General features: G+C 71.5%; 11 protein-coding genes. 8 read left to right on the top strand and 3 right to left on the bottom strand.

Annotated elements, in window-relative coordinates; all coding sequences use genetic code 11:
- Positions 1–37 precede the first annotated feature (37 nt).
- Complete coding sequence (locus tag ACGF5G_RS17240) at positions 38–859, bottom strand: IclR family transcriptional regulator (RefSeq protein WP_393263710.1); 822 nt, start codon at positions 857–859, stop codon at positions 38–40.
- Positions 860–952: 93 nt separating this feature from the next.
- Positions 953–5,641 carry an NEW3 domain-containing protein gene (locus ACGF5G_RS17235; protein WP_393263708.1) on the bottom strand — a complete coding sequence of 1,563 codons (4,689 nt, stop codon included), beginning with the start codon at positions 5,639–5,641 and terminating at the stop codon, positions 953–955.
- A gap of 392 nt (positions 5,642–6,033) precedes the next feature.
- Here ACGF5G_RS17235 and ACGF5G_RS17230 point away from each other — a divergent pair, with 392 nt between their 5' ends.
- Genes ACGF5G_RS17230 through ACGF5G_RS17205 form a run of 6 tightly spaced genes read left to right on the top strand, consistent with a single transcriptional unit; the run spans position 6,034 to position 12,096 of the window.
- Positions 6,034–7,509 (top strand): ABC transporter substrate-binding protein, encoded by a 1,476-nt coding sequence (locus tag ACGF5G_RS17230; RefSeq protein ID WP_393263706.1) that lies wholly within the window; start codon positions 6,034–6,036, stop codon positions 7,507–7,509.
- Positions 7,506–8,498, top strand: coding sequence for a carbohydrate ABC transporter permease (locus tag ACGF5G_RS17225; RefSeq protein WP_393263705.1), 993 nt, complete (start codon positions 7,506–7,508; stop codon positions 8,496–8,498). The genes ACGF5G_RS17230 and ACGF5G_RS17225 overlap by 4 nt, the downstream gene beginning before the upstream one ends.
- Complete coding sequence (locus ACGF5G_RS17220) at positions 8,498–9,316, top strand: carbohydrate ABC transporter permease (protein ID WP_393263703.1); 819 nt, start codon at positions 8,498–8,500, stop codon at positions 9,314–9,316. Before ACGF5G_RS17225 ends, ACGF5G_RS17220 begins: the two co-directional genes overlap by 1 nt.
- Positions 9,300–10,190, top strand: coding sequence for an SMP-30/gluconolactonase/LRE family protein (locus ACGF5G_RS17215; RefSeq protein WP_393263701.1), 891 nt, complete (start codon positions 9,300–9,302; stop codon positions 10,188–10,190). Before ACGF5G_RS17220 ends, ACGF5G_RS17215 begins: the two co-directional genes overlap by 17 nt.
- A complete protein-coding gene (locus tag ACGF5G_RS17210; RefSeq protein WP_393263699.1) occupies positions 10,187–11,332 on the top strand; it encodes a mandelate racemase/muconate lactonizing enzyme family protein in 1,146 nt (381 codons plus the stop codon). Before ACGF5G_RS17215 ends, ACGF5G_RS17210 begins: the two co-directional genes overlap by 4 nt.
- A 5-nt stretch (positions 11,333–11,337) precedes the next feature.
- On the top strand, positions 11,338–12,096 hold the full coding sequence (locus ACGF5G_RS17205) for an NAD-dependent epimerase/dehydratase family protein (protein ID WP_393263697.1): 759 nt from the start codon (positions 11,338–11,340) through the stop codon (positions 12,094–12,096).
- A gap of 12 nt (positions 12,097–12,108) precedes the next feature.
- Here the strand turns inward: ACGF5G_RS17205 and ACGF5G_RS17200 are convergent, their stop codons facing one another.
- The gene (locus ACGF5G_RS17200; protein ID WP_393263696.1) at positions 12,109–12,699 is read right to left on the bottom strand and encodes a dienelactone hydrolase family protein; all 591 of its coding nucleotides are present in this window, start codon (positions 12,697–12,699) and stop codon (positions 12,109–12,111) included.
- Positions 12,700–12,762: 63 nt separating this feature from the next.
- Here ACGF5G_RS17200 and ACGF5G_RS17195 point away from each other — a divergent pair, with 63 nt between their 5' ends.
- Both ACGF5G_RS17195 and ACGF5G_RS17190 read left to right on the top strand, forming a co-directional pair.
- Entirely contained in the window at positions 12,763–13,383 is a 621-nt protein-coding gene (locus ACGF5G_RS17195) for a helix-turn-helix domain-containing protein (protein WP_393263694.1), read from the top strand.
- A 268-nt stretch (positions 13,384–13,651) separates the two neighbouring features.
- Entirely contained in the window at positions 13,652–14,857 is a 1,206-nt protein-coding gene (locus ACGF5G_RS17190; RefSeq protein WP_393263844.1) for a low temperature requirement protein A, read from the top strand.
- The last annotated feature ends 181 nt before the right edge of the window (positions 14,858–15,038 follow it).

The raw sequence follows: 15,038 nt of genomic DNA, 5'->3' as shown, positions 1-15,038 counted from the left end.
TGGGGTCCACCGTCGCCGTGTGGACGGGCTCCCGCCGTCAGACGACGGCGGAGAGCGGGGCGGCGCTGGCGTGGTAGCCGAGTCCGGTGGAGATCTGGTCGGCCTGTTCGATGACCTTCATGGCCAGTTCGTCCTGGCGCCTCGGTAGGTCCATCGCCGAGAGCGGGCCGGAGACCGACAGGGCCGCCACGGCCTTGCCCGAGCGGTCCCGGATCGGCGCGGCCAGGCAGGCCCGGCCGAAGGCAAGTTCCTCCAGTTCGGTGGCGTAGCCGCGCCGTCGTCCCTCGCCGATCGCGGCGAGCAGCCCGTCGAGGTCGGCGACGGTCTTCGGGGTGTACGCCGGATAGCGCGTCCCGATCAGGGACTCGATCTCCTCGGCGGTGAGGTCCGACAGGAGCGCCTTGCCCAGGGCGGTCGCGTGCAGCGGGGCCCGGCGGCCGACCAGGGTGAACGAGCGGGGGGCGAGCCGGCCTTCGAAGTTGCAGAGGTAGAACAGCTCGCTGCCGTGGCGCTCGGCGATGTTCGCACCGAGACCCAACTCGCCGGCGAGGTCCTGGGTGATCTGCCGGGACTGGCGGTGCACCGCCGACTGGTTGAGCGCGACGCCCGCCAGCCCCACCACCGTCGGCCCGATCCGGTAGAGCCCGCTGCGCTGGTCGTGGGTGACGAACCCGAGCGCCTCCAGCGTTCCGACCAGCCGGGAGACCGTCGACTGGCCCAGCCCGGTGAGCTGGACCAGTTCGGAGACGCGCCGCTCCGGGTGCTCCTCGGTGAACGCGCACAGCAGCGACAGCGCGCGCTCGACACTCTGCGTGCCGCCGCCGACCTCGCGGGTGGTGGAGCGTGGCATTCTGCCCATCCCTCAAAGCGTAGGAGTGTAATCCAGATTACGGATCATACATCGCGTGGCGTGCGGGCCGCCGACCGTCACGACCGGCGGCCCGCACCCTGGTCAGCAGCCGGGCGTCCGCGCCGGGACGACCGGTTCGAACCGGACGGCGTCGGCCCGGTGATGGCCGACCTGCTGCGCCGACAGGCTCACCGTGGCGGTCGCCGGGTCGAGGTGCCACGCACCCAGCACCCGCCACTGCCCGGCGTCCCTGGTCTGGTCGACCGTCCGGGCGTCGGTGCCGGCGGTGTGCGCCACCCGGTAGGTGGCCGCGGTGGTGGTGGTGGAGTTCGTCGGATACCACACGCTGACCCGGTAGGCGCCGGCCGACAGCGTGGGCCGCCAGGTGGCGACGGCGCCCGTGCCGCCGCCGGCGACGCGGGTGGTGCTGTCGGCGTACCCCTTGAGCGTGCTGGCGGTCCAGCCGCCCGTTTCGGTGTAGCCGTCCTGGCCGTTGTCGACGACGACCGCCGCCGCCGGGTCCGGCGTCCCGACGGGTACCGCCGTCCGCCCGACCGCCCCGGCCACGTGCAGGGCCACCTCGTGCAGCGCGCCGACCCTCGCGCCGGGCGGAGCCGTGATCGTGAAGTTCACCTGTTGTGCGGCGTTCGGTGCCAGCGCGACCGGGATGGACGCCGGGGTGCTGGTCCAACCCTCCGGCAGGCCGAGGGCGGCGCAGCCGCTCGCGCCTGCCATCGCGGTCGCGGTGATGGTGGCCGTGACCGTGGTGCTGCCCCCCGGTGCCGCCACCGCGTCGGCGGAGAGCCCGGTGATCCGGGGCTGCACCACGGCCGGATCCACCGGGCGGAACCGGACGGCGCTGACCCGGTGGAAGGCCGGGTCGTCGACGGTGATCCGGACGAACCCGTCCTCGCCGGCGGCGAACGGGAAGGTCCCGAGGACCCGCCAGGTGCGCGCGTCCTGCTGCTGGTCGACCCGCACCGGCGTCTCCCCGTCGCGGTGCCGCACCAGGTAGTCGGCCTCCCTGGTGGTGTCGGCGTTGGACGGGTACCAGACGGCGACCTCGTACCACCCGGCCTCGGTCAGGGCCGGCCGCCAGGTGGCGGTGCCGCCGAGCTTGCCCTCCGCGCTGAAGCGCGACGGGAGCCCCTTGTATCCGGCCAGGCCGCTGGCGAGCCACTCACCGGTCTCCGTGTACCGGGGACGGATGTCCTGCGTGGTGACGATGACGTCCTCGCTGGCGATCCGTACCTGCGCCGTGGTCGCGGCGCCGCCGTCGATCGCCGCGGTCACCTGGTACGCCCGGTCGCGTTCCGCGCTGGACGGTGAGGTGAGGGTGAAGGTGTACGCGCGTTCCCCGCGGGCGGCGACCTCGTACGGCACGCTCGCCGGCGAGATCGTCCAGCCGGCCGGCGGCGTCAGGCGCAGCGTGCCCCGGGCGGTGGCCGGGCCGACGTTGAGCACGCTGGCGGTGACCGTGGTCGCGTCACCCGGCTCGGCGAGTTCCGCCGGTGCCGCGACGAGGGCACTCACCCTGGTCGGCGGCCGGACGGTGAGCCGTCCGGCCGCGAGCGTCACCTCGCCGCCGCTCCATTTCACCGTCCCCTTGAGCGCCACGGTGCCGGCGGCGTCGGGCGGGGCGGAGAGTTCGTAGCGCCAGGTCGTCGTGGCCCCGGCCGGCACGGTGGATGGCTGCGCCCCCGTCGGCCGGGCCGACCAGCCGGCCGGCAGGTCCAGCGCGACGACCGGGTCCGGGAGGGCGGCGGAACCGTCGTTGCGGACGGTCACCGTGAGCCCCACGGTGTCGCCGGGCGTGGTGTCGGGCGAGGCGGGGGTCACCGCGCCGCAGACCGGCGCCGCGGCCGTGCAGCGGCCGGTCACCGCAGGCGGCAGGCGCAGCGTCGCCTCGTCGGTCCCCGCCGCGGCGGTGCTGATCCGATAGGTGAATGGCGTGTCGAGGTCCTCGACCGGGATCGTCCACTCGTTCGGGTAGATCCGGTCGGCCTGCTCGTGCCAGGTGGCGCCGCCGTCGGTCGACCAGTGCAGGGTCGTCGGCGCCTCGGTCGCCGCCTGCAGGTAGGCGTCGTAGCCGGTGCCGTCCGGCCGGGGGAGCAGCATCCCCCGTGCGGTCCCGATCGGGCTCGCGTCGTCGAAGTGGTAGCTGTCCGGTCCGGCGTCGGGCTGCCCGCCGCCGACCTGGTGGGCGACGTCCGGCACCGATACGTCGCGGACGACCAGCGCGGTGATGCCCCGACCGGAGACGGTGACCGGCAGGGTCGCCCCGTGCATCGTGGTGACGGTCCGGGAGCCGTTGTCCCGGATCACCTCGACCTTGTACGCCCGGTCCGGCCGCACCCCGCTGACCTTCGGGTCGAAGCGCACGACGCTGCGGGAGGTGCCCGTCGCCTCGTTGGCCAGGCTGAGGTAGAGGCTCTTGTTGCCGTGCCCGGTGACCCAGTTGAGCTGCGGGTCGGCGACGTCGACGATGCCCTTCGGCAGGTACGGCCAGACGCCGTCCTCACCGTAGAACGTGCCGGGCTGGTGGCCGTAGACGTGGGACTTGAAGTAGACGTAGTTGGTCTCGAACACGGCCGGGAAGCTGATCTTGCCGCGCGAACGGTACGTCTGCTCGGAGATCAGGTAGTCCATGGCCAGCCCGAGCTGTGCCGGGATGTGGTGGTAGTAGATGGAGGTGAGTCCGGCGGGGCCGGTCAGCGGGAAGTCCGGGCGCATCTGGGCCGCGGTGAACTCACGGTAGTAGTAGCCGGGGTAGTTGGTGAAGCGGCCGACGACGAGGTTGTGCGCCACGTCGGCGAGCAGCCGGTCGTCGGTGTGCGCGGCGAGCCGCAGCAGGAACGGCGCCCAGATCGGGTTCATCACCAGGCCGCCGCCGGGGTTCTCCCGACCCGCTGCGATCTTGTAGGTGCTGAGCTGTTCGAAGGTCATGCCGTTGGTGGAGACCATCCAGGCCGGCACCTCCTCGGCCGGCACGTCCTTCTTCGGGTAGTCGTAGGTCACGGCGGGGTTCCAGCGGTCCACCTGCGCGTCGATCCAGCCGTCGGCGTTGACGGTGATGGTGCCCTCGGGCACCGGGCGCACCATCGTCTGCGTGACGAACCGCTTCGCCTCGGTGTAGGCGGCGTTCAGGTAACGCTTGTCGCCGGTCTCCTCGTACAGTTCCAGCAACTCGATCCAGCCCTTGGAGTAGTTGAACTGGAAGCCGTTCTCGGCGACGTTCGTCGTGTACGGCGGGTCGATCTGGGCGGTGATGTAGCGGTCCGCCTCGGCCTTCGCCTCGGCCAGGTACGCCGGGTTGCCGGTGAGTCGCCACGCCGCGAGCGGGGTGCTGACCGGCGTCCGGCTGTCCTTGCGGACGCGCTCCTCGATCGACTTCAGGGCCAGTTCGTGCAGGCCGGCCACCTGGCCGCGGGTCTGCTGGTAGAGCGGCACGAGGGTGGAGGCATCCCCGGCCACGCTGCCGACGCGCCAGGCGTTGGTGTCGCCGTACACCGGGTTCTGCTTGATCGGGGTCCAGCCGATCCCGTTACGGGACACCTGGTACTCCAGTGACGGTCGCGCCCGTTTGTCGTAGAGCTCCCGGTCACCGGTCAGGTAGTAGGCGCCGAGCAGGACGCCGCTGGTGGCGGTGCGCACCGCCCGGTCGTTCTCCGTGTCCACGAAGCCCTTCGCCCGGTCCCACCAGCCCGACAGGGAACGCTGGTAGGTCTCGCTGTCGTCGGCCTCGGTGTCCCGCATGGTCAGGTCGACCAGGTTGTGCACCGTCTCGGTCAGCGAGGTGTCGTAGATGTTGCGCCGGTAGGCGGAGTAGTCGTACTCGTCGCGCGTCAACTGCGTGTACGCCTGGTACATCGTCGTGGGCCGAGCGTAGACGCCGAACGTGAACCGGTGCTGCTGCCCGGTCTCAAGTGGCGAGAGCCGGCCGACCTGCGGCGCGAAGGCGACCGGCTGGATGCCGCCGTTCTCGTTGCGCAGGCTCATCCCGAACGGTTGCCCGTCCGCGCCGGCCTCGCGCTGGTGCTCGAAGGGGATCACCTCGGCCGGTGCGTAGACCCCGCTGGTCACCTGCTGCCCGGCGACGGTGCGTTCCATCAGGCAGGCCGGGGTCATCAGCTCCCACGCGCTGAGCGCCTCCGCGCCGTAGACGACCCGGGCATGCTGACGGCTGCCGCAGAGCACCTCGTCGACGTCGCCGAAGGAGGTGACGTCGAGGGACTGGTAGCCGACGATGAAGTTGTCGGCGCGGCGGGCGGTCAGGGTCCACGACGCCTCGGGGTTGTCGCCCGCGACCGACCAGCGGACGGTCAGTTCGTACGCCCCGGGCGCCCCGGTCCGCAGCTCGACGGTGCGACTGTCGACGGTGCGGAGTCCGGTGAAGCCGACCCAGCCGGGGTTCATGGAGCTGTAGTAGTCGGTCGGGGTGCCGTTGGCTCCGCTGAGCACGAGCCACTGCTCGTCGAAGCGTCGCTCGGTGTCGGTGACGGGCAGCCAGCCGCCGGGGGTGCGGACCCGGATGTCCCGCAGGTACGTCTGCCCGCCGCGCCAGGTGGCGTGGTGGAAGATCATCCGGTGGTGGTCGCCCTCGATGGTGGCCACCTGCCGGATCCGCAGGTCGGGCTTGTCGGTCTCGCGCAACGGGGTGGCGAACGGAGCCTGGTCCTGGGTGGTCGGCGCCGCGACGGCCGCCCCGGAGGACAGCACCAGGGCCGCGAGGACGAGGAAGAGGGTGAGTAAAGAACGATGCCGCCTCGATACTGTGGGCTTCACATCCATGAAATGGATAGTTAATGCAATCAATTCCGGTGTCAAGGGTGTCTGTTGGCGGGAGTATGCATGCTCGGCCCCCTTGGAGCCCCTGCAGGAGCGCTCCTGGCCCGAGGGAGTCCGGGTGTGGTCGCGCGACGGCCGCGAGGGCGGCGACGTCCGGCGGAAGGTCGAGCGGATCCGGCACGTCGCCGCGGTGTCGGCCGGGCGGACCGCGCCCTCGTCCTGGGCAGCTCCCGGCCTTCATGCGTTGCTGACCCACATGGCGGATGCCTATTGCACAAGGTGGTGGGTGAAGCTACTGTCCTCAACACGCTCTTCACCGCGACGAAACACAGACCGAAGCCTCGCCCTCGTTGGCCGAGCGGCTCCGCCAACCGGTGATCGAACAGGAGTAGGACATGAAGCAACCAGAGCTCACCCGCCGGTCCTTGCTGCGGATCCTGGGCGTGGGTGCGGCCGCGACCGCGGCGGGCGGGCTGACCACCGCGTGCAACCTGGTCGGCAGTGGCGACGGGTCCAGCGGGGACACGGTGACGATCAAGGTCATGCTGGTGCCCGACCCCTCCGGCGCCTCCCAGTTCTATCGCGAACAGTTCGACCTGTTCGAGGAGAAGAACCCGGGTATCAAGGTCCAGGTCATCGAGAACCCGAGCGACCAGCAGATCAACGCCATCGAACTCAGCTTCCAGCAGGGCAACGCGCCGGACGTCTTCCGCGCCCAGGACCAGGGCTTCGACCGCATCTTCGAACGCGGCTGGATCGCGCCGCTCGACCAGTACGTCACCGACGAGTTCAAGGCCCGGTTCCCCGAGGGCAGCCTCGACCCCGCCACGTCCGGACTGCACCGCGACGGCAAGCTCTACACGCTGCCGCTGGTCTGGGGAAAGTGGTCCGTGGTGCGGTTCCTCCTGGTGAACAACACCGCCGCGAAGACGGGCGGGGTCACCGCCGCCCCGAAGACGTGGGAGGAGTTGGAGCAGGCCGCCGCCGCGATCACCCGCGCCGGCGGGGGCAGGACGTTCGGCTTCGCGGGCCCGTGGAGCAAGAGCGTCCTGGCCCGCATGCTCCAGCACACCGCCGGACCGGCCTCGATCGACAACGGCATCGACCTGCGCACCGGCCGGGCGGCCGTCACCCACCCGTCGCTCGCCGCGGCGGTCGACCTGCTCAGGCGGATGCACGCCGCGAAGAGCATGACCCCGGGCTGGGAGACCTGGACGGACGCGGGCAAGGTGCACACCGCGTTCGCCAAGGGCGAGCTGGCGATGTTCCTCGCCTCTCCGTTCCAGATCAACGAGGTCCGCAAGCTGAACCCGCAGCTCGACATGACCATCGCGGCCGTGCCCGTGCCGGCGGCCGGGCGTGGCGGCTACTCGGGACAGACGGCGAGCTTCAGCCCGCTGTGGTCCATGTCGGCCCAGTCCAAGCACCCCGAGCAGGCGTGGAAGGTGATGGACTTCCTCGCCTCCAAGGAGTTCCACCGGGCGTACTACGAGAAGTTCGGCACCCTGACCGCCCTGGAGAGCGCCTGGCAGGACAAGGCGGCGAACAACGCGGACCAGAAGGCGATCATGGACGTCGCCGCGCAGACCGTGCGGCTCATCCCCAACCCGATCCTCGCCAGCAAGGGCGGCGCGCAGCTGATGGCGGCCATCCGCGGCAAGCAGGATCTCCAGTGGTCCGAGATCGCCCTGCCGGCCATCCTGCGCAACCAGCCCTTCGGTCCGGCCGCCGCGAACCTCAACGGCAAGCTCGACGCCTTCATCGACGAGCAGATCAAGACCCTGTCGGGCAAGGGAGTGCAGGCCTCGCGCGCCGACCTCACCTTCCCGGGTTGGGACCCGCTGCAGCCGTTCACCCCGAGCCAGAAGTGACCAGCACCCCCACCGTCGCCCCGGGTGGCGCCGCCGAACCGGCGGCGGCGCCACCCCGGCGCGCTCCCGCCGCCGCCCGGCGCCGCCGCCCCGGCAAGCTGCGCCGACACGCCTGGCAGTACGTCTTCCTCGCCCCGATGCTGCTGCTCTTCGTGGCCTTCACACTCTGGCCGATGGTCGCGAGCTGGTGGTACTCGTTCTTCGACTGGGACGGGGTGGGCCCGGCCACCGAGTGGGTCGGCTTCGCCAACTTCACCGAGGTGCTCGGCAACGAGCGTTTCTGGCACGCCTTCCGCAACTCGTTCCTCTTCTCCCTGGCCGCGATCTGCGTCGAGATGCCGCTGGCGCTGCTCGTGGCGATCCTGCTCAACAGCCGCCGGCTGCGCGGGCGAAACCTCTACCGGTTGTTCCTGTTCCTGCCGGTGGTGACCACCACGGCGGTGGTCGGCATCGTCTTCGCGGTCCTGCTGGACCCGGCCGGCGGGTTCGTCAACGAGGTGCTGCGCTCCGCCGGGATCGTCGACTCGCCGGTGACCTTCCTGTCCGAGTCGTCGGCCCTGCCGACGGTCATGGCGGTCGACGTGTGGAAGGGCTTCGGCATCACCCTCGTCTACTGGCTCGCCGCGCTGCAGACCGTCCCCGAGGACCTGTACGAGGCGGCGAAGGTCGACGGCGCGAACGGGCGCCAGACGCTGCGGCACGTCACCCTCCCGGTGATCGCCCCGATCGGCGTGGTGATCCTGCTGCTCACCTTCCAGAAGAGCATGAACCCGTTCGACCTGGTACAGGCGATGACGCAGGCCGGCCCCAACTACGCCACCGACGTGGTCGCCACCTACATCTACCGGTACGCCTTCAACCCCGAACTCAACGCGCCCCGCTACGGCTTCGCCTGCGCCGCCGGCGTGGTCTTCGGGGTCATCACGCTGGTGATGACGGCGCTGCAGGCACCGCTGCTGCGCCGGCAGTACCTGAAGGGGAGCCGCTGATGCGTCGGATGCACCTCTGGCACCTGCTGCTGGTGCCGCTCTGCCTGATCTGGATCTACCCCTTCGTCTGGATGGTCTCCACGGCCTTCAAGTCGGAGCGGGAGGTCTTCCTCGGCGGGCTCTCGGTGCTGCCGAAGGAGTGGAGTTTCGACAACTTCAGCCGGGCATGGGACACGGCGCACTTCGGCACCTACCTGTCCAACACGGTCGTCTTCTCCCTCACGACCGTGGCCATCGTCCTGCTGGTCTCCGCCACCTCCGGCTACGCCCTCGGCCGCGGCGACCTGCCCGGCAAGAAGGTGATCGTCGGGCTGCTCATCGCCACCATGTTCATCCCGCACGGCTACACGATCATTCCGATCTTCAAGCTGGTCGACGGGCTCGGGCTGAGCAACGGGCTGCTCGGCGCGGTGCTGGCCACCGCCGGGCCGGCGCACGTCGTACCCATCCTGCTGTTCATGGGGTACTTCGCCAGCATGCCGCAGGAGTTGGAGGACGCGGCCCGGATCGACGGCGCCGGCTACCCGCGCATCTTCTTCCGGATCATGTTGCCGCTGGCCAAGCCGGTGATCGGCACCGTGGCGCTGTTCAACTTCATGGCGGCGTGGAACGCCTTCTTCATCCCGCTGGTGTTCACCCTGGGCCGGCCGGAGCTGCGCACGCTCGGCGTCGGCATGTACAGCTTCTTCGGCCAGGAGGCCACCGACTGGGGTGGACTGGCCGCCGCGGCGACCATCAGCCTGCTGCCGATCATCGCGATCTTCCTGTTCCTGCAGCGTACGTTCGTGGAGGGGATCGCCGGTGCCGTCAAGTCCTGACACCCTGCTCGCACACCCGGTGTCCGCCGAGCGCTACGAACTCGGCGAGGGGCCGCGGCTGGATCCGCGCACCGGTGAACTGCTCTGGGTGGACATCCGCGCCGGTCGGCTGTGGCGGGGGCGGTTCGGCGGCGACCGGATCGAGGTGCTGGCCGGGTACGACGTCGGGGCGGCGACCGGGGCCGTGGCGCCGCTCGCCGCCGCCGGCAAGGGCTGGGTCGTGGCGGCCGGGCGGGGGTTCCGGCACGTCGCGGCCGACGGCACGGTGCGCCCGCTCGGTGGTGACGTCGCCGCGCCGCGCACCCAGATGAACGACGGCGGCTGCGACCCGTACGGCCGGTTCCTCGCCGGCAGCCAGATCCTGGGCGGCGCGGACCCCTGGTCCGGCGCGCTCTACCGGCTGGAGCCGGACGGCTCGGTGGCGACGGTGCTGGACGGCATAGGCTGCGCGAACGGGCTCGGGTTCGACCCGGCAGGGGAGACGCTGTACCACGTGGACAGCCGGCGTCGGCGACTCACCGGCTACCGCTACGACCCGGCAACCGGCGAGGCCGGCGACCCGCGGATCCTCGTCGACTGCGACGACGCCACCCCCGACGGGCTCTGCGTCGACGCCGAGGGCTGCCTCTGGGTGGCCATGTGGGACGGCTGGTGCGTCCGCCGCTTCGCCCCGGACGGCACCCCGCTGGCCCGGGTGCGGCTGCCGGTGCCCCGGCCGACCGCCGTCTGCCTGGTCGCCGGCACCCTCGTGGTGACCACGGCCTGGCTCGGGCTGGACGAGGCGACCCGGCGGGCAGCGCCGGACAGCGGCCGGATCTTCGCCGTCGAGGTCGGGATCGACGGGCCGCCGACGAACGCCTGGGGGACGAAGTGAAGATCACCCACCTGGAGCTGCTGACCGTGCCGCAGGACACGAGCGCCATGCTGCTGGTGGTCGTGCACACCGACTCCGGCGAGTACGGCGTCGGCGAGGTCGGCATGCGCTCCCGCTGGCGGGCCGTCCGCGGCGCGGTCGAGGACTTCGCCGAACAACTGGAGGGCGCCGATCCGAGCCGGATCGAACACCTCTGGCAGTTCCTCTCCCGGTCGGGGTTCTTCCCGGCGACCGGCGTGCTCGCCTCCGTGCTCGCCGCGATCGACGTGGCGCTGTGGGACCTGCGGGGCAAGACGCTCGGCGTCCCGCTCTACCAACTGCTCGGCGGCGCCTCCCGGGACCACGTCGAATGCTATGTGCACGTCCGCGTCGGCGAGGCCAGGGACCCGGCCGCGACGGTGGCCGAGGCCGAGCGGCTCGTGGCGGCCGGATGGCGCCACCTGCGGGTGCCGGCGAACAGCCCGGACGCCAGCGGCGAGTACGACCAGCGGAGCGCCCTGCGGCACACCGTCGCCACCATGGAACGGCTCCGCGCCGCGCTGGGCGACGACGTCGAGCTGCTGCTCGACGTACACACCCGGTTGGAGCCCCCGCAGGCCGTGACGCTGTGCCGGGAGTTGGAGCCGTTGCGGCCGTACTTCGTCGAGGACCCGCTGCGCAGCGAACACCTCGACGGCTACCGGATGCTGCGCCAACGCAGCGCGGTCCCGCTCGCGGCGGGTGAACAGCTCGGCACGAAGTGGGAGTTCCGGCCGCTGATCGAGGGTGAGCTGATCGACCACGCCCGCGTCGACGTGGCCAACACCGGGCTCACGGAGGCCCGCAAGATCGCGGCGATGGCCGAGGTCCACCACATCAACCTGGCCACCCACAACCCGCTCGGCCCGGTCACCGCCGCCGCCTCCGCCCACCTGAACCTGGTCCTGCCCAACGTCTCCGTCCAGGAGCAACCGTGGCCCGAGTTCCCGCCCTCGCCGGTGCTGACCGCCGGTCCCGTGCTGGCTGCCGGCCGGATCACGCCGGCGGAGCGGCCCGGCCTCGGCATCGAGCTCGACCTCGCCGCCGCCCGCCGGCTCGACCACCGCGGTCCGGCCCCGCTGCCGGTCTACCACCGCCGCGACGGCTCCTTCGCGAACTGGTGACCGGAATGCGGGTACTGGTGACCGGCGCGGCCGGCGGGGTGGCCGGGCTGCTCGTGCCCGAACTCGCCGGGGAACACGAGCTGCGGCTGACCGACCTGCGCGCCCCGCAGCCGGTCGGGCCGGCGGAGGTGGTGCCCGGCGACCTCGCCGACCGGGGGTTCGCCGAGCGGCTCTGCGCCGGGGTGGACGCGGTCGTGCACCTCGCCGGGAACCCGCGGCCGGGCGAGGACTGGGACCGGCTGCACGGCCCCAACGTCGAGGTGCCGACCCGGGTCCTGGCGGCGGCGGCGGAGGCGGGCGTACGCCGGGTGGTGCTCGCCAGCTCCGTCCACGTCCTCGGCGGCTACCACCCACCGGCCGCCCGGCCCGCGCCCGGTCCGATACGCGACTCGTGGCCACCCCACCCGTGCTGCCGCTACGGCGCCACCAAGGTCTTCGGCGAGGCCGCCGCCCGGGTGTACGCGGACTCGGGTGCCCTCTCCGTGGTCTGTCTGCGCCTCGGCGGCTGCCGTCCCGTGCCGCCGACGCAGGGCTGGTTCGACACCTGGCTCGGCCCGGCGGACCTGGGTCAGGCGGTACGCCGCGCGCTGCGGGCCGACGTCGGCTTCGGGGCGTACACGATCACCTCGGCGAACACCCGGGCGGTCTTCGACCTCGACGCGGCCCGGCGCGACCTGGGTTACGCGCCGGTCCTGGACTCGGAGGCGTACCGGGACAGCGCGCCCGACGGCCCGTCGACCCTGTGCCGGGGCGGGCAGGGCTGAGCCCCCCGCGGGTCAGCCCACCCGGTCGAGGAACTGCCGCGATCGCCGCACCACCAGCGCCGTCGCCTCCGCGTCGTACGACGGCAGCGAGCTGTCGGCGAACAGGTGCTGGTCGCCCGGGTAGACGCACAGCTCGCCCAGGTCGGCTCCGACCGTCGCGACCAGTTCGCGTGCGGCGTCGATGTCGCCCTCCAGCGCGAAGAACGGGTCCTTGCCCATGCCGTGGATCTGCACCGGGACCCCGGTGGGCCACGGCCCGACGGCCCACTCGCCGGTGACCGGAAGGCAGGCTTCGTAGAGCAGCGCGCCGCGCGCGCCGGGCCGGGTCTGGGCCATCCGCTGGGCCGTGGCGGCACCGAGGGAGAAGCCGGCATAGACCAGCGTCCCGGGGAGGTCGGCCACGGCTCGGTCGGCGCGCTCGTCGAGCACCTCACCCCCGATGCGCCGGGTCAGCGCGAGCCCGTCCTCGAGGGTCGCCGGTCGTTCGCCGTCGAACAGGTCCGGCGTGTGCACCGTGTGGCCGCCGGCGCGCAACTGCTCGGCGAACGCGCGCATCCCGTCGGTGAGCCCCTGCACGTGGTGGAACAGCACGACTTCGGCCATCTCTACACTCCTGACATCGGACGGCGAGGATCAAACGATCCACAATTTTAGAACGGTCGAGAAATGTCGGTCAATGAGCGGATCCCGGACTACGACCTCGACGAGATGCTCGTGGTCACCGCGCCCGAGCAGCTGCGTGCGCTGGCCGACCCGCTGCGCGACACCCTCCTGGAGCTGCTCCTCGAGCGCGCCGCCACGGTCACCGAGATGGCCCGGGCGGTCGACCGCCCCAAGAGCAGCGTCGCCTACCACGTGAACCTGCTCGTCGACGTCGGTCTCCTGCGCGTGGTCCGCACCCGCCGCGTGCGGGCGATCGAGGAGCGGTACTACGGCCGGGTCGCCCGTACGTTCTACGTCGGCGCGCTCAGCCGCAGTGAGGACAAGCAGGTCGTGGCCGCCATCAACGGGCTCGCGCAGGCGACCGCCGAGTCGGCTGCCGCCCACGCGGCCGACGACCTGCGGTGCACACTCGTGCACGCCCGTATTCCCGTCGAGGAGGTACGCAACTTCTGGGCGCAGGTCCAGGAACTCGCCCGCCGGTTCGCCCAGATCCCCCGGTCCGGCGACCAGGTGTACGGCTTCGTCGCCGGCCTCTACCCCACCGACGCTCCCACCCTCCCCGACGCCGATCCATCGGATGCTGTCAATCGTGCCGTGCCGGCCGATCCGTCCGATGTACCCTGACCGGCAGGCCCTCCGGTCGGACGTCACACCCTTCTGACCTGCCCCGGGTGACCTGCACTTCCCCTCGACCGGCGCGCCGGACTAGGCCGTCGACGTGCGGCACAGGACCGGACAGGCCAACCCACCCGGCATGCATGTCGCCGCAGTGGTTGCGGAGAGCGGGAGGCGCGGGTGTTCGACATGCGTCGGCGTGAGCCAGGCCGACGGCGGCGCGGCGCACGGTACGACTGATGGCAGGCTGCGCAGAACCGACGGAACGGGCGTGCCGATGACCGCCGGCAACCCGCGCGACCTCCTGAGGGATCACGCCGAGCCCCAGCGCGCCACCTACGTCGAGCTCTTCTTCGACGTGATCTTCGTCTTCGCGCTGACCCGGCTGTCCCACACCCTGTTCAGCGACCTCACCTGGCTCGGCGCGCTGCACACCGGGATCCTGCTCGCCGCGTTCTGGTGGGTCTGGGTCTTCACCGCCTGGACCACCAACCGCCTCAACCCCGCCCAGCCCGCGATCCAGCTCGTGATCATCCCGATCATGCTCGGCACCCTGATCATGGCGGGCGCGGCGCCCGAGGCGTTCGCCGAGAACGGCATGATCTTCGCCGCCGCCTACGTCCTCATCCAGGTCGGCCGCGCCCTGTTCGTCACGGTCGCGATGCACGGCCAGGAGGTGACGATCGGCTCCCTGCAGCAGTTCATCTGGTCCTGCATCTCCGGAGTGCTGTGGATCGCGGGCGCGCTCACCGACGGCAACACCCGGGTGGTCATCTGGCTCGTCGCCGCCGTCCTCGGGTACGTCATGAGTCGGCTGGACTTCCGGCTGCCCAAGCTCGGTCCGGCCCGGATCACCACGCAGGCGGTCTCCGCGGAGCATCTCGCCGAGCGCTACCAGCAGATCATGATCGTCGCGTTCGGTGAGTCGATCCTGGCGGCGGGCGGACAGTTCGCCGGGCTCGGCTTCGAGCGGGACCGGGTGATCGCGTTCATCCTGACGTTCGCCATCACCACGCTGCTGTGGCGGATCTACTTCTACCGGGCCGGGGTGCTGCTCCCGGCCGTGATCGCGGCGAGCACCACGCCGGCGGTGTTCAGCCGGTCCGCCTCGTACGCCCACCTGCTCATGGCCGGCGGCATCGTGCTCAGCTCGGTCGGCGACGAAATCATCATCACCCACCCGTTCGCCGGGCCCAACCTCGCCTGGTCCGCCGTCATCCTCTGCGGACCGGCGATCTACCTGGCCGGCCGGGCCCGACTCGACTACCTGTCCTTCAGCCGGGTCGCCCTGTCCCGGGTGATCGGACTGCTCCTGCTGGTCGCGCTGGCGCCCGTGGTCGCGTTCCTTCCGCCGATCCTGATCGCCGTGGTAGCCGTCGTCATCCTCGCCGGGATCGCCGCGACGGACGCCGTCTCCTGGCGGGTCCGCCCCAGCGAACCGACCCCGCCACCGCCGCCCCGCGGGCGGGATCCACGCCCTTAGCGCCCCGCCGCGCCGGTCGTCGGCGCGCCAGCCGACGGTGGTCACGGGGCGGTAGCGATGTATGTGCACCCTCCGATCGGCTGTGGCGGCGACCTGACATGTCCAGTGTTCGCCAGGCGCAGCCGTAGCGCGGTCGCCCCGCCTTCACGAAGCTTTGCCCCACCGGTACGGACCTCAGGTA

This window comes from Micromonospora sp. NPDC047730 (assembly GCF_043204765.1).
GTDB lineage: Bacteria > Actinomycetota > Actinomycetes > Mycobacteriales > Micromonosporaceae > Micromonospora.
The sequence above is the reverse complement of the archived record's forward strand: the minus strand, read 5'-3'. Positions and strand labels throughout refer to the sequence as shown.